General features: G+C 67.1%; 19 protein-coding genes and 1 tRNA gene. 6 read left to right on the forward strand and 14 right to left on the reverse strand.

What is annotated here, in order from left to right; all coding sequences use genetic code 11:
- Nucleotides 1–50 precede the first annotated feature (50 nt).
- Nucleotides 51–1,043: a glycoside hydrolase family protein gene (locus ACYVIO_RS29250; RefSeq protein WP_460654131.1), complete on the forward strand. Its 993-nt coding sequence runs from the start codon at nt 51–53 to the stop codon at nt 1,041–1,043.
- On the opposite strand, the gene ACYVIO_RS29255 is transcribed toward ACYVIO_RS29250, so the two are convergent.
- The gene (locus ACYVIO_RS29255) at nt 1,040–2,407 is read right to left on the reverse strand and encodes an FAD-binding oxidoreductase (RefSeq protein ID WP_460654132.1); all 1,368 of its coding nucleotides are present in this window, start codon (nt 2,405–2,407) and stop codon (nt 1,040–1,042) included. The two genes, ACYVIO_RS29250 and ACYVIO_RS29255, sit on opposite strands and share 4 nt — an antisense overlap.
- A 158-nt stretch (nt 2,408–2,565) precedes the next feature.
- On the opposite strand from ACYVIO_RS29255, the gene ACYVIO_RS29260 reads away from it, so the two are divergent.
- Nucleotides 2,566–3,792, forward strand: coding sequence for a lactate racemase domain-containing protein (locus tag ACYVIO_RS29260; RefSeq protein ID WP_460654133.1), 1,227 nt, complete (start codon nt 2,566–2,568; stop codon nt 3,790–3,792).
- On the opposite strand, the gene ACYVIO_RS29265 is transcribed toward ACYVIO_RS29260, so the two are convergent.
- The gene (locus ACYVIO_RS29265) at nt 3,789–4,700 is read right to left on the reverse strand and encodes a GTP-binding protein LepA (protein ID WP_460654134.1); all 912 of its coding nucleotides are present in this window, start codon (nt 4,698–4,700) and stop codon (nt 3,789–3,791) included. The two genes, ACYVIO_RS29260 and ACYVIO_RS29265, sit on opposite strands and share 4 nt — an antisense overlap.
- A 252-nt stretch (nt 4,701–4,952) precedes the next feature.
- On the opposite strand from ACYVIO_RS29265, the gene ACYVIO_RS29270 reads away from it, so the two are divergent.
- A complete protein-coding gene (locus tag ACYVIO_RS29270) occupies nt 4,953–6,407 on the forward strand; it encodes a flavin-containing monooxygenase (RefSeq protein ID WP_460654135.1) in 1,455 nt (484 codons plus the stop codon).
- A gap of 417 nt (nt 6,408–6,824) precedes the next feature.
- Here ACYVIO_RS29270 and ACYVIO_RS29275 read toward each other — a convergent pair whose 3' ends face one another.
- Nucleotides 6,825–8,198 carry a cystathionine beta-synthase gene (locus ACYVIO_RS29275; RefSeq protein WP_460654136.1) on the reverse strand — a complete coding sequence of 458 codons (1,374 nt, stop codon included), beginning with the start codon at nt 8,196–8,198 and terminating at the stop codon, nt 6,825–6,827.
- A gap of 78 nt (nt 8,199–8,276) precedes the next feature.
- Here ACYVIO_RS29275 and ACYVIO_RS29280 point away from each other — a divergent pair, with 78 nt between their 5' ends.
- Complete coding sequence (locus ACYVIO_RS29280; protein ID WP_460654137.1) at nt 8,277–9,326, forward strand: SGNH/GDSL hydrolase family protein; 1,050 nt, start codon at nt 8,277–8,279, stop codon at nt 9,324–9,326.
- A 225-nt stretch (nt 9,327–9,551) separates the two neighbouring features.
- Entirely contained in the window at nt 9,552–9,782 is a 231-nt protein-coding gene (locus ACYVIO_RS29285; RefSeq protein WP_460654138.1) for a DUF4287 domain-containing protein, read from the forward strand.
- 105 nt (nt 9,783–9,887) lie between these two features.
- Here the strand turns inward: ACYVIO_RS29285 and ACYVIO_RS29290 are convergent, their stop codons facing one another.
- The 8 genes from ACYVIO_RS29290 to ACYVIO_RS29325 form a co-directional block, all read right to left on the reverse strand.
- A complete protein-coding gene (locus tag ACYVIO_RS29290) occupies nt 9,888–10,271 on the reverse strand; it encodes an ester cyclase (protein WP_460654139.1) in 384 nt (127 codons plus the stop codon).
- Between the two features lie 147 nt (nt 10,272–10,418).
- The gene (locus ACYVIO_RS29295; RefSeq protein WP_460654140.1) at nt 10,419–11,261 is read right to left on the reverse strand and encodes a Bax inhibitor-1/YccA family protein; all 843 of its coding nucleotides are present in this window, start codon (nt 11,259–11,261) and stop codon (nt 10,419–10,421) included.
- 246 nt (nt 11,262–11,507) lie between these two features.
- Nucleotides 11,508–12,272 (reverse strand): DUF4118 domain-containing protein, encoded by a 765-nt coding sequence (locus ACYVIO_RS29300; protein ID WP_460654141.1) that lies wholly within the window; start codon nt 12,270–12,272, stop codon nt 11,508–11,510.
- Nucleotides 12,273–12,368: 96 nt separating this feature from the next.
- On the reverse strand, nt 12,369–12,722 hold the full coding sequence (locus tag ACYVIO_RS29305; RefSeq protein WP_460654142.1) for a cupin domain-containing protein: 354 nt from the start codon (nt 12,720–12,722) through the stop codon (nt 12,369–12,371).
- 78 nt (nt 12,723–12,800) lie between these two features.
- Nucleotides 12,801–13,580: an SDR family oxidoreductase gene (locus tag ACYVIO_RS29310; RefSeq protein ID WP_460654143.1), complete on the reverse strand. Its 780-nt coding sequence runs from the start codon at nt 13,578–13,580 to the stop codon at nt 12,801–12,803.
- Between the two features lie 73 nt (nt 13,581–13,653).
- Nucleotides 13,654–14,214: a dienelactone hydrolase family protein gene (locus ACYVIO_RS29315; protein WP_460654144.1), complete on the reverse strand. Its 561-nt coding sequence runs from the start codon at nt 14,212–14,214 to the stop codon at nt 13,654–13,656.
- Nucleotides 14,215–14,275: 61 nt separating this feature from the next.
- Nucleotides 14,276–14,743, reverse strand: a complete 468-nt coding sequence (locus ACYVIO_RS29320) for an AAA family ATPase (RefSeq protein WP_460654145.1) — start codon at nt 14,741–14,743, stop codon at nt 14,276–14,278.
- A 4-nt stretch (nt 14,744–14,747) separates the two neighbouring features.
- Nucleotides 14,748–15,008, reverse strand: coding sequence for a hypothetical protein (locus ACYVIO_RS29325; RefSeq protein WP_460654146.1), 261 nt, complete (start codon nt 15,006–15,008; stop codon nt 14,748–14,750).
- A gap of 63 nt (nt 15,009–15,071) precedes the next feature.
- Between ACYVIO_RS29325 and ACYVIO_RS29330 the strand changes: the two genes are divergently transcribed.
- Nucleotides 15,072–15,152 (forward strand) — tRNA-Leu (locus tag ACYVIO_RS29330).
- Nucleotides 15,153–16,069: 917 nt separating this feature from the next.
- Here ACYVIO_RS29330 and ACYVIO_RS29335 read toward each other — a convergent pair.
- From ACYVIO_RS29335 to ACYVIO_RS29345, 3 genes are all read right to left on the reverse strand, one after another.
- Nucleotides 16,070–17,263, reverse strand: a complete 1,194-nt coding sequence (locus ACYVIO_RS29335; protein ID WP_460654147.1) for a GTP pyrophosphokinase — start codon at nt 17,261–17,263, stop codon at nt 16,070–16,072.
- A gap of 1,675 nt (nt 17,264–18,938) precedes the next feature.
- On the reverse strand, nt 18,939–19,409 hold the full coding sequence (locus tag ACYVIO_RS29340) for an SRPBCC family protein (protein WP_460654148.1): 471 nt from the start codon (nt 19,407–19,409) through the stop codon (nt 18,939–18,941).
- Between the two features lie 43 nt (nt 19,410–19,452).
- Nucleotides 19,453–20,214, reverse strand: coding sequence for a DinB family protein (locus ACYVIO_RS29345; RefSeq protein ID WP_460654149.1), 762 nt, complete (start codon nt 20,212–20,214; stop codon nt 19,453–19,455).

Raw genomic sequence — 20,214 nt, forward strand, 5'->3', positions numbered from 1 at the left:
TCACACACTCGGCACGAGCCAGCACGCCGCCCCCGTGAGAGGACCTCGAGATGCCGAACCTCAGCCGCCGCACCCTGCTCCGCGGCACCGCCGCCCTCGGCCTCGGCGCCGCCGCCACCAACCAGGCACAGGCGCACGCCGCCCCCGGTGGATTCCCGAACTACGCCTTCACCCGCGTCGCCTTCGACAAGAGCACGCTGCAGTACGCCCCGGCCCGGAAGGAGGTGATCTTCCCGTGCGTCCGTGGCACGGTCGGCCGGATCGCCAACCCGCTCGGCCGGTTCTACCTGTACTTCGCCCCGCACGAAGCCCCGGGCGGCCTGTGCCTGGCCTACTCGGACTCGCTCGGCGGGCCGTACACGGAGTACCCGAACAACCCGATCATCGCCCGGACCTGGTCACCGCACTACACCGTCTCGCACGTCTCGTCACCGCACGCGATGTGGAACGAGGACACCAACGAGATGTGGATGTACTTCCACGGCGAGAACACCACCACCCGACTGGCCCGCTCCAAGGACGGGATCCACTTCACCTACGACAAGGGCGTGCTGTCGACGGCGATGCTGCCGGCCGGTACGACGGAAACGTCGTACGCGCGGGTGTTCCGGCACGACCTGCCGTCGAAGAACGCCCGGTACGTGATGGTCTTCATGATCAACACCACCGCGAACCGGCGCTCGATCGGCTGGGGCTGGTCGAGGGACGGCCGGACCTTCACCTTCTCCCAGACGCCGCTGATCACGCCGCAGCAGCTCGGCGTCCGGGACCTCGGCGCCCCGACGCTGGCCGGCCACAACGGGTCGATGTTCGTCATCTACCACACCGACAAGGGATCCGGTGGCTCGATGCGGATCACCGAAGTGGGCAACGACTTCAGCCTCCGCAACCACCTGGGGGTCTTCCACGCGCCGGCGGCCGGGTACCCCGACAACGGCCGGTGCGCGGCCCCGTCCTTCGGCCAGGACAACGGCGTCAAGTACATGATCTACGAAGCCGGCGAACGCCTGGAGGGTTCGATCGCCATCGCAAAGGCCGTCTAGGCCGGCCGGATGTTCTGGTTCAGGTGGAACACGTTGTCCGGGTCGTACTCCCGTTTCACCTGAGCCAGCCGCCGGTAGTTCTCCTCGCCGTACCCGGCGACCACCCGGTCCTGCCCCTCGTCCCCGATGAAGTTCAGGTACACCGCGCCCGTCGACCACTCCCGTACGTCGGCGCAGACGTCCCGCGCCCACTGGATCCCCTGCGCGTCGTCGGCCGCGTCCGCCCACACCCCGAACGGATGCACCACCCAGGCCGCCGACCGGTGCGGCAACGGCCACTTGTCCGCCTCCCGCGCGACCGCGCCACCCCACGGCACGATCAGCTGCTGCGACGGCGAAGGCCGCACCATGTCAGCCGCCCGACTGGCGAGCGCGGCGATCGCCTCGTCCGGCAGTTCGTTCAGGTGCTCGGCCGACCAGTAGTTCCGGAACCCCGGCGGGTCGTCCAGCGCCGACTGCAGCGCGGCGTACGGCATCTCGGCCACCATCACGCCCTCGGGCGCGAGGTCGAACATCGACTGGAACACCTCACGCGTCGCGGCCTCGTCCCCGAGATGAACCGCCGACGCCGCGACCAACGGCTCCCCTTGCAGGTGCAGCGGCACGAATTCCTCAGGCGGCCCGGTCAGGAACAGCACGCCACCCCCGAGCTCCTCCGGCGCACCGCCTTCGATCAGATCCCGGTAAGCCCGTACGACGTCCGGCCCGGCCTCCGCCGGCCAGAACAGCATCGCGAGCGTCACCACCGGCAGCACCTGCAACCGGAACGTCAGCGCGGTCGCTGCCCCGAAGTTCCCGCCACCGCCGTGCAGCGCCCAGAACAGCTCGGTGTTGCGCGTCTCGTCCGCGATCACCAGCTCCCCGTCGGCCGTGATCAGCTCGACCGAGACCAGGCTGTCGCAGGCGAGGCCCCACTTGCGTTCCAGCCAGCCGGACCCGCCGCCGAGCGTGAGCCCGGCGACGCCGGTGGTCGACACCCGGCCGCCCGTCGTACCGAGCCAGTACGGCTGGCACATGCTGTCGAAGTCGCCCCAGGTCGCCCCGCCGCCGACCCGGGCGATCCGCGCGTCGGCGTCGACCTGGACCGTGTTCAGCCGGCGCAGGTCGACGACGAGTCCACCGTCGCTGACCCCCGTTCCCGCCACGCCGTGCCCGCCTCCGCGGACCGCGATCTCGAGTCCCTGCTCGACGCCGTACCGGACCGCGGCCCCGACGTCGGCCGCCGACTCGCACTGCGCGATCATCGCCGGGCGTTTGTCGATCATCGCGTTGAACACCGTGCGCGCCTGCTCGTAGTCCGGGTCCCCCGACCGCAGCAACCGGCCACCGAACCCGAGTGGACGCGTGATCATCGTGTCGGACATGGGAACTCCCCCTAGATCGCCAATCCCCAGCTGACGCCATGATGTTGCTCCCGCGCACGGCCGCGGTCAACGCCTCGATTCCCTTACTACCTTGGGTTCCCGACCGGTCACAGCAGGCAGTCACTCCCAGGCAATCGCTTACCAACTAGGCTGGGCGCATGCTCGACTCTTCTGTGATCGGCGACAGCACCCGGACGCTCACCGAGGACGAGGTCACCGCCTTCGTCCAGGACTCGCTCGCGTCGGCCGGGCTGGACGGGCGCAGCGTCTGCGTGATCGTGCCGGACGCGACCCGCAGCTGCCCGTTGCCGTTGCTGATGAAGGCCGTCCACAGCGCGCTCGCCGGCCGGGTCAGCAAGCTCACCGTGCTGGTTGCCCTCGGCACCCACGCGGAGATGTCGCCGGAGGCGCTGCGCGAGCATCTCGGCGGCGAGTACGACGTACTGAACCACGAGTGGTGGAAGCCCGAGACCTTCGCGGACCTCGGCACGATCGGCGCGGACCGGATCGGCGAGATCTCGGACGGCCGGCTGCACCAGGAGGTCAGCGTCAAGCTCAACCGCGCGGTCGTCGAGCACGACGTCGCGCTGGTCGTCGGCCCGGTCTTCCCGCACGAGGTGGTCGGCTTCTCCGGCGGCAACAAGTACTTCTTCCCCGGCGTCGCGGGTCAGGAGGTGATCGACCTGTCGCACTGGCTCGGCGCCCTGATCACCAGCGCGAGCATCATCGGTACGACGGGGACGACGCCGGTCCGCGCGCTGATCGACGAGGCCGCGGCGCTGATCCCGGCCGAGAAGCTCGCGCTGTCACTGGTCGTCGAGTCGGGTACGCACAACCTGCACGCGGTCGCGTTCGGCGACACCCAGTCCTCGTGGCGCGCCGCCGCCGAGATCTCCGCGCAGACCCACGTCCGCTACCTCGACCACCCCGTACGCCGGATCGTCTCGCTGATGCCTGCGCGCTACCAGGACATCTGGACGGCCGCGAAGGGCTTCTACAAGGTCGAGCCGGTGGTCGCCGACGGCGGCGAGGTGATCCTGTACGCGCCGCACGTCCAGCAACTGGCCGCGATGCACCCGGAGATCGAGCAGATCGGGTACCACTGCCGCGACTACTTCGTCGGCCAGTGGGAGAAGTTCCGCGACCTGCACTGGGGCGTGCTCGCGCACTCCACCCACCTGCGCGGCGCCGGCACCTGGGACCCGGCCACCGGCGAGCACCTCCGCGTCGAGGTCACGCTGTCGACCGGCATCGCGGAGGACGTCGTACGCCGGGCCAACCTCAACCACCTGGCCCCGGCCGACTTCGACCTCGCGGCGTACGAGAACGACCCCGAAACCCTGGTCATCCCCAACGCCGGCGAGATCCTCCACCGCCTCCGTTAGCCTTCGGGGCTCAGCCTCGGCCTCGGGAGCTTCCTCGCCACCGCGTCCGCCTCGGCCTTCGCCGCCTCGACCGCCAGGCGCAGCGCGTCGACGACGTACGTCGGCACCCGCAGCCCCTTGCGGCTCGCCCACAGCAGCTCGTGCTCGACCCGGGCGATCTGCTGCGCGTGATGCACGACGTCCGAGTCCTGCGTGGACATCCCGAGCGCCTCCATCACCCGCCCGAAGTCGGCCCGCTGCCGCCGGTGGTCGACACCGACCGGCGTGAACGTCAACCGCCGCAACGACCGGACGAGCCACTTCTGCCAGCCACCCAGCTGTCCCCACAGCCCGCGGGACGACATCTGGTAGAAGGCGAAGTGCCCGGGCTCCTGCCGACGGATCGGCGCGATCACGGTCTCCGCGATCGCGCGCTCGTCCATCTCGCGCAGCCCGCTGTGCAGCTGCCCGTAGGCGAGCACGGCGGACCGCTCGGTCGCCATGCCGGTCAAGTAGTAGAGCATCCGGCTGACGTCCTGGACCGGCCCGAACCGCCCGAGCGCGCCGAGCAGCCGGAGCCGGATCGACACCTGGGTCAGGTCGGCCTTCAGCGGGTCGAGCCCGATGATGCCCTGCAGCTTGTCGAGGATCTCGCCGTGGCGGGTCTCCTGCGGCATCCAGACGTCGGCGTAGAAGTGCCGGTCGACCTCGGGCGGGTTGGGCAGCAGCGCGGCCAGTTCGAGCACGTTGCGCTCGACCTCGAGCTCGACGCGTGCCATGTAGCTCAGCACCGGACCGAAGCGGCGCGCGATCACGCCCGGCTGGGACATCGCGTAGTCGACGCTGTCCAGGTCGATCGGCGGGTGCTCGTCGCCCAGCCGATCCACGTGTTCGGTCAGGCGGTCGTCCAGCTTGTCGCGTCCGCTCATCCGACCGGCCCGTCGTGGGTCGTCGCGTTCACGTCCGCCTCCTCACGAGACAGTTGGGCAGGGTCACCAGAATAAAGAACGGTTGTTCTTTAACCTAACGAGTTACGGGCCGGAGCGACAGTGAATCCGTTCACACTCCGGGGAGTGAGCACGTCGTCGTACGGCCGGGAGGTAGTTCGGAGCGGAACCAGGACCGGATCGGACCAAGCCAACCCTTACTTCCTAGCCTAACCCGCCGGTAACCTTCCGGTCATGGGTCAGACCGAGGTCGTCGTCGTCGGGTCGGGGTTCGCCGGGTTGTGCATGGCGATCAAACTGCGCGCGGCCGGGATCGAGGACTTCGTCGTCCTCGAGCAGGCCGAGCGCCTCGGCGGCACCTGGCGGGACAACACCTACCCGGGCTGCGCGTGCGACGTCCCGTCGTACCTCTACTCGTTCTCGTTCGAGCAAAACCCGCGCTGGCGGCGGATGTTCGCGCCCTGGGACGAGATCCTCGCCTACCTCGAGCACTGCGCGACCAAGTACGGCGTCGCCGACAAGATCCGGTACGGCGCGGAGGTGACCGAGGCGGTCTTCGACGAGGCGACCAGCCGCTGGACCGTGACGATCAACGGCGACGAGACCCTCGAGACCCGCGCCCTGGTCGCCGGCGTCGGCAACCTGCACCAGCCAAAGCTCCCGGACCTGCCCGGCCTGGACACGTTCGCCGGGCCGGCCTTCCACTCCGCCCAGTGGGACCACAGCCAGGACCTGACCGGTCGCCGCGTCGCCGTGGTCGGGACCGGCGCCAGCGCGATCCAGTTCGTCCCGCGGATCGCGGAGCAGGTCGACCAACTGGATCTCTACCAGCGCACCGCACCGTGGATCACCTCGAAGCCGGACCGCGCGATCGGCCCGCGCGAGCAGGCCCTGCACGAACGGTTCCCGGCCGGGCAACGCGCGATCCGCGACGTTATCTTCTGGGGCCTGGAGGCCCGCGGCCTCGGCTTCGCGGGCAACCCCAAGCTGATGAAGGGCCTGGAACTGCAGGCCCGCCGCCAGCTCCGCAAGCAGGTGAAGGACCCCGTACTCCGGGCCAAGCTGACACCGGACTACCAGATCGGCTGCAAGCGGATCCTGCTCTCCAACGACTACTACCCGGCGCTCACCCGCCCCAACGTCGACGTGGTGACCACGCCGATCAGCCGGGTCACCGAGACCGGCGTGATCGATGCCAACGGCACCGAGCGCCCGGCCGACGTACTGGTGCTCGGCACCGGCTTCGAGGTCTCCGGCAACCTGACCCGGATGCGGATCCTCGGCCGCGACGGCACCGACCTGGCCGACCACTGGAAGCAGCACGGCATCGGCGCCCACCTCGGCATCACCGTGGCCGGCTACCCGAACCTGTTCCTCCTGGTCGGCCCGAACACCGGGCTCGGCCACTCCTCGATGGTCTTCATGATCGAGGCCCAGGTCCGGTACGTCGTCCAAGCGCTCCGGCTGCTCGGCCGGGCCTCGACGGTCGAGGTCCGCGAGGAGGTCCAGGAGCGGTTCGTCGACGAGGTCCAGCAGCAGCTCGACAACACGGTCTGGGAGTCCGGCTGCAACAGCTGGTACCTCGACGATCAGGGCCGCAACTCGACGATCTGGCCGGAGTTCACCGTCGGCTACTGGCGCCGGACCCGGCGGCTGAACCCGTCGGACTTCGTGCTCACCCGGGGATGACCCGGACTCCCTTGGTCGTAGCGCTCAGGGTTCGCCGTACGACCAAGGGATGAGCCGAAGACGGGACCTTGGACCGATGTCCGGACCGGCGCCGGAAGGGACCATCTATGACATGGACCTTATCCAGATCGTGAGCGCAGTCGTCATCGTCGGCGGTGTCGTCATCACCGCCCTGATCGCCATCGTCCCGTCACTCGTCGACCGCTGACCAAAGACGTAGCCGCAGGCAACAACCTGCGACCGCGGGATGAGCACAGAACCACTCCTGGGACCGATGGAAACCGCGCTCCACGAGAGCACTGTTGAAGGTATGGAAATCCTTCAGATCCTCGGTACAGCAGCGATCGTGCTCGGCATCCTGGTCACGGTCCTGATCGCCATCGTCCCCACGGTCGTCGACCGCTAGGACCTAATTCTTCAGTCGACCGCGATGTGGCTCAGCAGGTCCTGCCGGGTCAGTACGCCGACCGGTTTGCCGTCGTCCAGCACCATCAGGGCGTCGCGACCCTCGAGCAGGGCCACCGCCTTCGCGACCGCCTCGCCGGCGCCCAGTGAGGGCAGCGCGGCGTCCATGTGCAACTCGACGATGTCGGCCAGCCGGGCCTTCCCGCTGTAGAGCGCGTCCATCAGGGTGCGCTCCGAGACCGCGCCGGCCACCTCGGCCGCCATCACCGGCGGCTCCGCCCGGACGACGGGCATCTGCGAGACGCCGTACTCGCGCAGGATCTCGATCGCCTCGGCGATCGTCTCGTGCGGGTGGGTGTGCACCAGCGGCGGCATGCTGCCGTCCTTGCCGGCCAGCACCTCGCCGAGCGTCGTGCCCTGCCGGCTGTGCGCGAGGAAGCCGTACTGCGCCAGCCACTCGTCGTTGAACACCTTGGTCAGGTAGCCCCGGCCGCCGTCCGGCAGCAGGACCACGATCACCGCGTCGGGGTCGTCGAGCTCCTGGGCCAGCCGGATCGCCGCGGCCGCCGCCATCCCGGCCGAACCGCCGACCAGCATGGCCTCCTCGCGGGCCAGCCGCCGGGTGACCGCGAACGAGTCCGCGTCCGAGACCTCGATGATCCGGTCGCAGATCGTCTTGTCGTAGGTCTCCGGCCAGAAGTCCTCACCGACGCCCTCGACCAGGTACGGCCGGCCGGAGCCGCCGGAGTAGACCGAGCCCTCCGGGTCCGCGCCGATGATCTGCACCTTGCCGCCGGAGACCTCCTTGAGGTACTTGCCGGTGCCGCTGATCGTGCCGCCGGTGCCGACGCCCGCGACGAAGTGCGTGATCTTGCCCTCGGTCTGCTCCCACAGCTCGGGGCCGGTGGACTCGTAGTGCGAGATCGGGTTGTTCTCGTTGGCGTACTGGTTCGGCTTCCAGGCGCCCTCGATCTCGCGGACCAGCCGGTCGGAGACGTTGTAGTAGGAGTCCGGGTGCTCCGGCGCGACCGCGGTCGGGCAGACCACGACCTCCGCGCCGTACGCCTTCAGCACGTTGCGCTTGTCCTCGCTGACCTTGTCCGGGCAGACGAAGACGCACTTGTAGCCCTTCTGCTGGGCCACCATCGCCAGCCCGACACCGGTGTTGCCGGACGTCGGCTCGACGATCGTGCCGCCGGGCTTGAGCTCGCCGGAGGCCTCCGCGGCCTCGATCATCCGGACCGCGATCCGGTCCTTCACCGAGCCGCCGGGGTTGAAGTACTCGACCTTGGCGAGGACGAGCGGCTTGGCGCCGTCGGTCGTCTTCGTCAGGCGTACCAGCGGGGTGTTGCCGACCAGGTCCAGGAGTGAGTTCGCGTAGCGCACGGATCTCACTGTATGGGACACGGTGTGTTTCCCCCTATTTCACTTGCTTCGGTGTCACAGCGTGTAATCCTTGGGAGTATGAGCACAGCCCGGGCCGCTAAGCGACTGGCCCAGGCCGCAGCCTTCGGTGGTGGGGGACTCGGACTGATCGGCGCCACGCTGTACGGCGTACTGACCGCGGAAGCGCGGTACGCCGCGCGCGTGATCGGCCCGATGAAGGCTCACCCGGCCAAGGGCGACGGCCTGTACGGCCGGTATCCAGGTCGACCGATCACGCTCGCGATGATCGGCGACTCCAGCGCGGCCGGATACGGAACGTCGTCACCCGACGAGACCCCCGGCGTCCTGCTGGCCTGCGGTCTCGCCGAGCTGGCCAAGCGCCCGGTCCGGCTGGTCGACGTGTCGAAGGTCGGGGCGAAGTCCACCGATCTCGCGCCGCAGATCGACACCGCACTGCTGTCCGGCCCGCACGTGGCCGCGATCCTGATCGGCGCCAACGACGTGAAGGCCCAGATGCCGCCGTCGGTCTCGGTCCGCCTGCTCGACCACGCCGTACGACGGCTGCGCGCGGCCAACTGCGAGGTGGTCGTCGGCACCTGCCCGGATCTCGGCGTGGTCCGGCCGATCATGCCGCCGCTGCGGCAGGTCGCCCGGTCCTGGAGCCACCGGCTCGCTGCTGCCCAGACGATCGCGGTCGTCGAAGCCGGCGGGCGGTCGGTGTCGATCGGCTCGCTGCTCAGCGAGGTCTTCCGGACCGACCCGCGGATGTTCGGGCCGGACCGGTTCCACCCGTCCGTCACCGGGTACGCCGCGGCCGCCGCGGCGCTGCTGCCTTCGGTCGCCGCGGCGATGGGTGTGGGGACGGAGTCGTTCGTGCAGCCCGAGGCGTTCCGGGGCGAGGCCGTGCTGCCGATCGCCGAGGCCGCCGTACAGGCTGCTCGCACTGCCGGTACCGAGGTGGCCCCGACCGAGGTCGCCGGCCGCGAGCGGGGGCCGCGTGGTCGCTGGGCGCAGCTCCGGCACCGACGTCGGCACCCGAAGGCCGACATCGAGCGCGTCGAGGAGGACGGCTCGTCCGGCGATGTCGGACCTGAGGCCGGCAAGTCGATGGCCGGCAGCCCTTCCTGACCGGTCTTTCCTCGCCAGGGCAGGCCGTCTCCAGGCAGGCCGTCCTGACCCGGCTTCGGCAGGCCGTTCGTTCGGTGCCGAGGGCCCGGATCGGACCGCCTGGCAGGGCTGTCGCGCATTCGTGCGTCCGCTGAGCGGCGACTTTCATGAAGAGACTCTTGCCTGCACGCGCTTCGTGATGCACAGTCGATAACTACGCACGACCCCGACGAACGGGAGGCGACGATGGGCTGGAACCACTCCGAGGAGACCCACAAGCGTCTGGTGGAGAAGGTGCCGCAGTGCACCGGACGCGAGATGACCGAGTGGTTCGGCCTGATGAACGACGGACCGTCGTTCTCACGCTTCGACGACAGGGTGAGATGGCTTTCCAGCGAGTACGCCCTCGCGCACGGGCACGCCACAGCCATCGTTCACGAGTACGACCTGGTCAAAGCGCACCGGCGAATGGGCTGACGAGCCGAACAGGAGTCGATTTTTCGCCGCGGGCCTGCCCTTTCAGGTGGAGGGGCAGGCCCGCCGCGTTTTTCTCCACGTGTTCCGGGTGGTTTCAAGTAGTCCTTACGCCCGGAGCCGGGCGTTGTCCGCGGTGCCCTCGACCTCGACGATCAGCCCGTCGACGATGCGGTACAGGTCGAACTCGTCGGTCTCGACCCGCGACCCGTCGCCGTCGGCCCCGAGGAACTCCCAGTGCCGCGTCCCGGTGTCGTACAGGTGGACGGCCAGCCACTCCCCTTCGTGGATCGCCCGGCGCAGTTCCCACCGGTAGTCGGGGAAGATCATCGTCGTCCGCCGGACGTCCGCGACGTACTCGGCGCGGGACCGCTCGACCCCGTTGACCAGCACCTGGTCCGCGACGAACGATCCCAGTTCGTCCCAGTCCCGCCGGTTGCACGCGTCCAGGTAGGCCTGGTAGCGGCGGACGATCTCGTCTCGGGTCGGCATCTCTCGATTGTGACCGCTGGACCACCAGAAGTCGCGGACTTCCGGCCCGGCGGTCCGGCGTACGGCGGAACGCCAGAAGGGCCGACCCCCACCTGAGGGTCGGCCCTTCTGTTGTCAGTTGCTCAGCCTGGAAGGCCGAGCTGCGTGCTAGTCGCCACCGCGCAGGATCGCGAGGATGCGGAGCAGGTTCCAGTACAGCCAGACCAGGGTGACGGTCAGGCCGAACGCGGCCCGCCAGGCCTCGTTCTGCGGGGCGCCGTGCTTGATGCCCTGCTCGATCATGTCGAAGTCGAGGATCAGGTTGAACACCGCCAGGCCGGCGCCGAGTGCGGCGAACAGCAGGCCCAGGGGGCCCATACCGGAGATGCCGGTGCCGATCCCGAACAGGCTCAGCACGAAGTTGATCAGCAGCACGCCCGCGAAGCCCATGGTCGCGACCATGACCATCCGGGTGAAGCGCGCGGTGACCTTGATGTTGAAGTACTTGTACGTCGCCAGCGTCAGGCCCGCGGTCACCATCGTGGCCAGAATGGCCTGGACGACGATCGCCGAGTCACCGACCCAGTTGGCGATGAACTTGCTACCGATCCCGAGGAACACGCCCTCGGCGACGGCGTACGCCATCAGCAGTACCGGGTTGACCCGGCGGGCGAACGACAGCACCATCGCCAGCGCGAATCCGACCAGCGCACCGGCCAGGAAGGCCGGCTTGACCAGGTCGGTCGGGATCGCGGCCCACGCCACCGCGGCGGCGGCGACGACAACACCGAGCGTGAGCGCGGTCTTGACGATCACGTCGTCCAGCGTCATCGGCCGGCTGGCGGCATCCTGGTACTGCTGCTGCGGCGGCATACCCGGCCCGCCGTAGCCCTGGCCAGGCTGCTGGCCGTAGGGACCCGGCTGACCGTACGGAGCGGCCCCGGGGTAGGCCTGGCCCTGGCCAGGCGCGAACGCACTCGACCGGTTCAGAACCGGGTTACTGCTCTGCATGTCATCCTCCTGATGAACCCACTGTGGGTCGTACCGGAATAGTACGGTCCCACCCTTAACAACTGCTGAGGAAGAACCCAGTGTTCCCCAACCGAAACCCCTACGCCTGAAGCGGTTGCGAACGCCAACAGATCAGCCACCAATACATCGCCCGACGCGGCGCGGCGTCGTACTCGTATGGGCGAGTACGACGCCGGCTTCCGTGGCCACCCAGGAGAGGTGCTTCCCGCAGGCCAGATCAGGGGGTCAGCCGCTGGGGTGCTCGCGGTCGGCTGAGAGCTCTGCCGGTGAGGTCAGGGCAGCTCCGACCTGCGCGGCCAGCGCTACGGCGACCAGGCGCTGCTCGAGATCGGGGCGGCTGATCCGGGTCGACGCGGTCAGCAGGAACCGGCCGCGCGTGCGTCCGGCGTACTGGATCGGCAGTTCGATCTCCGCGTTCGTGGGCAGGCCGTCGCGCTCGACCTTCAACTCGTGCGCCCCGCGCGTGACGGAGCCGTCGTGGTTCAGCAGCGGGCCACGCGCCGGCGTCGAGCCGGGGACGAAGCGGCAACCGTCGATCCGCAGTACGGCGATCAGTTGCGCGCCGACCTGGTCGATCAGCTCGGCCGTCGACGACCCGGCCGCGACCGCGCCCGACGTGGTCAGGACGCCGTCCAGGTAACCCTTCTGCCGGCTCGCCCGCGCTTGTTGCCGACGGCCCCAGATCGCGATCTGGGTGACCGCGGCACCGATCACGACCAGCAGGACGGTCATTTCCAGGTCGTCGCGCCGGTCGATCGTCAGCCGGTAGTACGGCGGCGCGAGGAACAGGTCGAACCAGACCGCGCTCGACAGCGCGGCAACGATCCCGGCCGACCGGAGCCCGCAGGCGGCGACGGCAACGACCACCAGGACCAGCAGCAGCGCGGCGTTCGCGTTGGCGAACCCGTCCCGGAAGGGGATCAGCGCCGCGCAGACGACCAGCGGACCGGCGACTGCCGCGGTCATCACCCGAGCCCGGTAAGTACCCACAACTCCATTGATGCGCGCCGATCGCCGCCGATCAACGCTTCTCACCGGACTCTGACAAGAATTCGCCTGGCGGCCGCCTGCCCGCCGTACGGCGAACTACTCCAGCCACTCCGTCTCGAACGTCGCGTTCGCGTGGATGTGGACGGCCTCGTAGCCCTCGGGCCCGGTCTTGAACTTGTGCGGGGTGTCGGTCGGCACCACCAGGATCTGCCCGGCCCGCCCGACCACCTCGGTGCCGTCGACCGTGAAGATCGCCGACCCGCGCCGGATGATGAAGGTCTCGGGGTACGGGTGCTTGTGCAGCCGCGGCCCGACGCCTTCCTTCGTGGTCGCCTCGAGGATGATCGAGATGCCGGCGCCGCCGGGCAGCTCCTCGTAGTTCTCGGTCCAGTCCTCGCCGTCGTCCCGCCCGTCCGCGCGGTTGACGACGAGCTCGCTCACGTCGGTCATCGGTTGACCCCCTCCTGGTGGCGTTCTCGGCACGGTACTGCGCATCCGGACCATCCGCCGAGCTTTTCCACCAGGCCTTCAGCGTTCGCCGACCTTCGCGCTCACGAAGTCCTCCCAGGTCCGGCCGGTCCCGTGCCCCGGAGACAGGTTCGCGCCCGCCCGGTACGCCGCGGCCGCCTTGCCCGGCGTGTGCATCGGCAGCATCATCCGGCGCTTGCCGACCGCCTGCAGGTAGACCTTCACCATCTCCTTGAACGTGTACGTCCGCGGCCCGGCGATGTCCTCGACCTGGCCCTGCGGCGCCTTGTCGGCGAGCTCGACCAGCCGCTCGGCCACCGCGGCAGCATCGACGGGCTGGATCTTGAACCCGCTCGGCGCGGGCACGACCGGCAGCTTGGCCAGCTGCTCGGCCACGGTGAACGTCAGCTCGTGGAACTGCGTCGCCCGCAGGTTCGTCCACGGGATCCCGGACTGCTCGATGATCAGCTCCGCGCCGCGCTTGCCCGCGAAGTAGCCGAACATCTTCTTGTCCAGGCCGCTGACGACCGGGAGCGTGTTCGCGCCGACGACGGAGATGTTCACGATGTGCCGTACGCCGGCCGGAACCGCCGCCGCGATCAGGTTCTTCGCCTTCTCGTCGTCACCCTTCGCGGAGCCCGCGCAGTGCACGATCGTCTCGACGCCGTGCACGGCCTTGTCGACGCCCGCACCGGTCTCGAGATCACCGACCACGACCTGCACGCCGTCGTACGGCGCCTTGTCGCTGCGGCTCAGCACCCGCACGTCACGGCCCGCGTCCAGCAGCCCGCGCACGACCTTGCGCCCCAGCGTGCCGGTTCCGCCAGTCACCAGAATCATTTTCGTTCTCCATCGCTCCGTCCCCGCTGCTCGGGGTCTTACAGGTGCGACGGATCTCGCTGGGGAAGTGTGACTAGCGGGCCTCGAGGAATTTCAGCACGCGCTCGATCAGGAGCTTCGCGGCCCTTTCGTCGTACGACGGGAGCGAACTGTCGGCGAACAGATGCTGGTCGCCGTCGTACAGGAAGAGCTCGCCGCCCTCGGCGACCAGCGCCTTGGCCGCGTCGGCGTCGTCGAGGTAGAACTCGTCGTTCTCCATCGCGTGGATCTGGACCGGGAGTCCTTTGGGCCAGGTGCCGAACTCCTCCACCGGCAACGCCGAGTCGAAGAACAACGCGCCCCTGGCTTCTGGCCGTGTCTGCGCCAACTGCTGAGCCGGTACGACGCCCAGCGAGAACCCGGCGTACACCAACTCCGTTGTCAGCGGTTCGGCGGCTTTCACCCCACGCGCGGCGATCTCCCCGAACCCGACGCTCTTGACGTAGGCCATCCCCTCCTGGATCGACCCGAACGTGCGCCCCTCGAACAGGTCCGGCGTGTGCACCACGTGCCCCGCCTTGGTCAGCTCGCCGGCGAACGCTTTGACGCCGTCCGTCAGCCCCTGCGAATGATGAAACAGCAGTACCTCAGCCATGGCTCGTCCTCTTCCGTCGCGTCCGATGATCCGCAACTCTAGAACGATCCATATATCTGGATCAATACCCGGCGAGGTCTTCCAGCCGTTCCACGACGTCTTGCAGCGGCGCCGACGTGTCGATCTCCAGATCAGCCGAGGCCCGCAGCAGCGGCTCCACCACTTGGAGATGCTCCAGCACCAGCGCCCGCTCCTCCGCCGACTTCCCGTACGGGTTGTCGCTGCGCCGATCGATCCGCTCGAGCATCACCTCAGCCGGCGCACTCAGCAGCACGACCTTGTCGAACCGCGAGTAGAACTCCCCCTGATTGCTCCTGCACCCGGCAACGAACAGGTCCTCGTGCTGGTCGAGCAACTTGTCGATCGCCTCAGCCCGCCAGATCCAGTCCCTGTCCCCCTGGGCGTCGATCACCCACTCACACCACTCGTCGGAGTCGGTGTCCACGGTTGCGTGCCCTTTCGCGGCCAACACTTGGAGCACGGTCGACTTCCCCGTCCCCGACATCCCCGTCACCAGGATCCGAGCCACCTGGCTATCGCTCCAGCAGCTTGCTGAGTACGTCGCCCGCCTCGTCGTACCCCGCGTCCGAGATCCGCTGCAGCTCGATCAGATCCTTCCGCGCCGCCGCCCTCTTCGTCAGCAGCTCTCCCGCCCGCTCGGACCCCTCATCCAGCAACTCACTCAACTCGTCGAGATCCCCCCGCTGGTCAGCCAGCTCCGCCAGCCGATCCAGCGCCTTCTCGTTCCCCTCATCAGCCAGCGCCCGCAGCGTCTCCCGATCAGCATCAGTCATACCGCCGATTCAACACCCGTCCCACCCCAGCCCGCCGCAGAAGCTTGTATCGTCATCCCCTGCGCCCGGGTGGCGGAACGGCAGACGCAGCGAGCTTAAACCTCGCAGCCGAAAGGCGTACGGGTTCGAATCCCGTCCCGGGCACCGGGTTCAGCCCACGCGTGCTCCGCACGCGCTTTCTTCGTCGCTTCGCTCCTCAGCGCGCGCACTACGCCCGCTCCCACCCACCCCCGGCTTAGCGCCGTACGTTCTTCGGCCGGCTGGCGCCGGCGGCTGCGGGCTAACGCCCGCGGTGCGCGCTTACGCGCGAGTGACCACCCGGCCTGCCCCGTTCCGGATAGTCGACGCCGAGTCAGTCCTCGCACCCGAAAGACGCACGGCTCCGGACCTCATCCCAGGCGCCGGTCGATCCCACGCCCGGCCTAGCGCCGCGTGCTTCTTGGCCGGCTGGCACCTGCAGTTGCGGGCTACCGCCCGCACTCTCGCGCTATCGCGCGACCTACCGCACTGTCTGGCGCGCTTCGGACAGCTCCCCAGTCGAGTTCACACCTTGCATCCGCAAGGCATACGGCTCGAATCCCATCCGCGCACTTCCGCCTGACCCGCACTCGTCAGAGGACACCGCTACCTGACAAGTTCCTCTACGTCTTCAAGACGGGCCCCTCCAGGGCCCGAAAGCGCGCCGCCACCGGGGGACGGGCCGCCTGCCTCCCGCTCTCGCTTCGCTTCGCTCCCGGCGCGGGCCCTTGGCTTGGCGCGCACGTGCCAACAGGGTGCCGGGTCGAAGACAGCGGCACTCGCCGCCAACGATTCGACACCCTGTTGTGTACCGCTTGCATCCGATTGGCCGGCCATCCGTGCGGGGTGGCTGGGCATGCCTGCCGCCTGACCGTGGACTTACCGGATCGTCCCGACAGCAATCATGGGAGTGACGGCCCTACGCGCCACGCGTCAAGGGCGCCTGGGGCGTCGCTCCGCGATCGAGCAAGCTCGCCCCTGGACCCGCGCCAGTCCGGACCTCAGGCGGCAGCTATCGGGACGATCCGGCGGACTGGCCGCAGCTACTTCTGAGGCGGCAGCTCTCGAAGCGACGCTCCGTCGTGGCCGTGGTCAGGCCACAGAAACGAAAATACGTCAATGTCTGGCTGACCGTGTTCGGTAACGACCTGTAGCCATTTACTACGTGCCTTTTCGATTATCTCATCACGCAGATCATGGAATTCAACTCCCCAACCATCATCGATATACTGCGGAGGCAACTGCGCTAATACAACATAGGTTAAGTAGAAGAGCGAGATGCCATGATTGACCCAATCATCCGAGCTGGGCTCATCGTCGGAGTAGATCTCTGAGTCGATCCATTCGCGAGCGAACCACACGATATGCTGCGCCAAGGCGCGGAGTAACATTCGTACTTCGTAGATTGTGACTACTCCGACGGAAGTCAGCCACTCCGACACTTGCCCATTCGAATTGTCCGACAACTCGTTGCGCACCCTGGCCCGCAGCAATGTCGCCAGCTGGTGGTCGATTTCATTGATTAGCGGTTCGGATTTGATGAACTCTGCGATTGACGTCTGGTCCACCTCGAAGACGCTAGGCGCCGAAGCAGTGGAAGCATCCTCATTTAGTTGTTCGGACACATCTTCAGCATACGTGTCTAGTTCTTTCCGAATAGCATCGAACTCAGCGTCCGCTAGTTCCAGCAGACCGGCTAGGCGTGAGAATCTTCGGCGGATAATCCTAGGTACGCGTTTTGGATTCTTGTAGCCTAGATCGTGTTCGATCTCGGCCCATGCATGTTGCAGAATTGACCTTATTTGCAGTTCGAACCGCATGCCTACGAATGACAGATTCTCCGGCAGCGCTTGACGCTGCTCTGAAAGCTCGGCCACGAGATGCAAAGAGGTGTATCCGAATCTGTCTGGATCCATGAGCGCACGTTTGTCTGGCGAATTGTCTATATCAATCTTAAAAGCGGGCTTAAGAGTGTCAGCGACCTGATCGACCTGCTCAGCGAAGTATGTGATCACGCGAAGCCCTAACATGTCGGTGAGGTCGTTATAACTCGAATATTTGTGAACACCATCAACCAGCTTCTTCTCGGCGCTTTCATATCTTTTGATCCTGTAATCAACACTATGAACCGCAACGTCAACTGGTTGCAATAGCTGCGTGATCAGTGCATGCAAAGAGGCGCCGAAATTGAGTAGCCCAGAGGTTGCTTGTTCGTAATCACTACGACGATCATTCACGATCTCCGGCGCTCCCTTGAAGACAATTGTAGAGAGACACAGTACCGCCCATCACTTGGATTGACACGCAACTGTCAACCCGTGAAGCACCGATGCGCAACTGTCGGTCCAACCCTGACGAGACGGGGCCACGCGGTGAGGTAGGGCGGCGATCGCCCCTCATACTGGAGAGTCGGGATAACGGCTTCGGATGGGTCAGTACAGCCCCCAAGCAGAACTACTTGCGGTTGCACCTGTGGTTGCAGTTCGGCTTGATCCGCTAGCGTTCGCGGCAAACGTCTACCCAAGTGCAGGAGTCGTCGTGAACCCTTCCGAACTATTCTGGACAGTTCTGCTTCGAACTTAAACCTCGCAGCCGAAAGGCGTACGGGTTCGAATCCCGTCCCGGGCACCGGGTTCAGCCCACGCGTGCTGCGCACGCGCTTTCTTCGTCGCTTCGCTCCTCAGCGCGCACACTACGCCCGCTCCCACCCACCCCCGGCTTAGCGCCGTACGCTTCTTGGCCGGCTGGCGCCGGCAGTTGCGGGCTAGCGCCCGCGTCGCGCTGACGCGCGAGTGCGCTACCGCGAGGGAAGCGCGGCTCAGCCCGGCACGCGTCAAGGGCGCCTGTGGCGTCGCTCCGCAATCGAGCAAGCTCGCCCCTGGACACGCACCGCCCCGGACCTTGGGCAGCAGCTATCGGGACGATCCGGCGGACTGGCCGCGGGTTGACACGTAACCGTCAGCGGAGCACCCGGTCAGACCTTATTCGCTCTGTCCGGATAATCATTGAACACCATGCCGAGAATCAGATCCTTCTCAATAGCGTCAACCGCGAAGGAGGGACTCAGCTCCTTACGAATCGCGAGTGCCACCTCCGCGTACCGATCCCAGAGCGCTTGTTTGGCATCCGGTCGGCCGGTGAGAACCCGCCGTACTGGCTCATGATCAAATGGGTCTGCACATGCCAGCCCTTCAATGCTCTAATCGTCTCTGGGCTGCCCCACAACGCCACTTGTGCGCGGATAGGTGTTTCCGGCCGCTTTGGGCTCGTTGGATCAAAAACATCGGTCATATGTTTGATCAATTCCTCATAGACCTCCTCACGGTGCCGATGCTCCGAAACCTCCAACTCGCGCCGACGTAAATGACGCCAGCTGACCGTTGCGTGTACGCCCACGATTGCAGCTAGACTCGCGACGATCATCGCCGTACCAGCGGGCACAAAGGACTCTGGCCAGCTACTTATTCCAGGCAATCCGCCCACAATAAGGGTCGATCCGGCAACAAAGGTCACAACGCAGACGATCCTAATGACCCAATATGGCCAATCACGGTCACTCACGGCATCCACTCCTTCTCCCACCGGTGACCATACGCTCCCGACAGACCTCGAAAGGGCCATTGCGCCGGTTAGGTAGTCATCACTCCTGGCCCGAGCCCTCGGGAGCATCGGGAGGCGAGGTGTCGGCGGGCCACCGGACCGTCTCAGCCTCTGCGGTTGCATTTGCGGTTGCAGTTCAGTGCAGTCCGCGTCAATTCGAAGGAGTCGTTCCCCCGTCCATCGCAGGCGGGATGAACGGTGCTGAACATCACCGGATAGCGGCCGTTCGAACTTTAAACCTCGCAACCGAAAGACGCACGGGTTCGAATCCCGTCCCGGGCACGGCGTGATGGCCCGCGTATCGGTGCTCGCTCAGGCGTCTGGGTTGCGTTCGAACGACGCTTTTAGGGCGTCGATCGTGATGGTGCGTTCCTTGACGGCGAAGTGGCGCAGGACCGGGGTGGCCAGGCGCCACACGCCGTACGGGATCAGTTTGCCGCGGTGGATGACCAGGGTTTCGTCGGTGCTGGCGGACTGCAGGTGGTAGCTCGGCCAGCCTTCGAACTTGAGTTTGCCTGACTTCGATTTCTCCCACCAGTGGAAGACGATCGTGTGCGGTGCATCTAGTTCGGTGATCTCGCCGGGCATCGTGCCCTGGCTTGTTTCGTCCTCGAACGTTGTGCCGACGGCGGGTGGTCCGGGAGAGGTCTGGCGGGTCTGTTTGAGCATGGTTCCGGTGCCGGCCATCCATTTGTTGTGGCCCTCGATGTCGGCGAGGCGCGCGAACACCTGGTCGATCGGTGCGTGGACCGTCCGCCGGAGCTCGAAGTCGATGGGCTTCATCCAGCCAGCATCGTCACCTTGCGGATCCACCACAAGGGGCAGGTCATGCGCCAGCCTCGTCCCCGGCCCTATCCCCCTCGAGGGTGTCGAGGTCGCGTACGGCGTAGCGGTGGTGTTCCCATTCTTCTTCCAGGATTACGTGGAGGCAGGAGAGGGTGGTTTCCGGGTGCTGTGGGGCGTGGGGGTTCTTGCGTGGGGTCTGCAGGGACTCGGGGGTCAGCGTGGCGATGTAGTCCCGGACCATCGCGACGTGGTCCGCCCGGGCTCTTAGGACTTGCTCGTACGGCGGGGTGTCGGTGACGAAGACGCTGAGGTCCAGGCCTTCCTCGGTGGCGCCGGTGTCGGCTAGGCCTAGGGGGTGGAAGGGCTGCTCCTGCTCGAGGATGCCGCGGCCTAGCCAGGTGTTGGTGGCGAGGATCAGGTGGCGGAGGGTTTGGGCGAAGGACCATTCGCCGTCGACGGAGACATCGACCGAGCCGGCAGGCAGCGCGGCGGCTCGGGCCACCGTCACCGACCAGGCGCGTTCAAGGGCGGACCAGGCTTCGCGGAGGCCCTCCGGAGTGGAAGCGCGGCGGAGTTCGCGGCCTGGGAAGCGGTTGTTGAGTTCGGCTTCGACGTACGGGGCGATGTCGACGCCGTTGACTCGGAGGGTGCTCAGCCAGGGGGCGTCGATGTCGCCGTCGCGGATCTCCACGCCTCGCATGACGACGCCGGAGAGGTCTGACTCGACGAAACGCGCTCCCTGCAGGTCTGCGCCGGTGAAGCGGGCGCCGCGCAGGTCGTCGGATCGGTTGAAGGTTGCCAT

The organism is Kribbella endophytica (assembly GCF_054781295.1).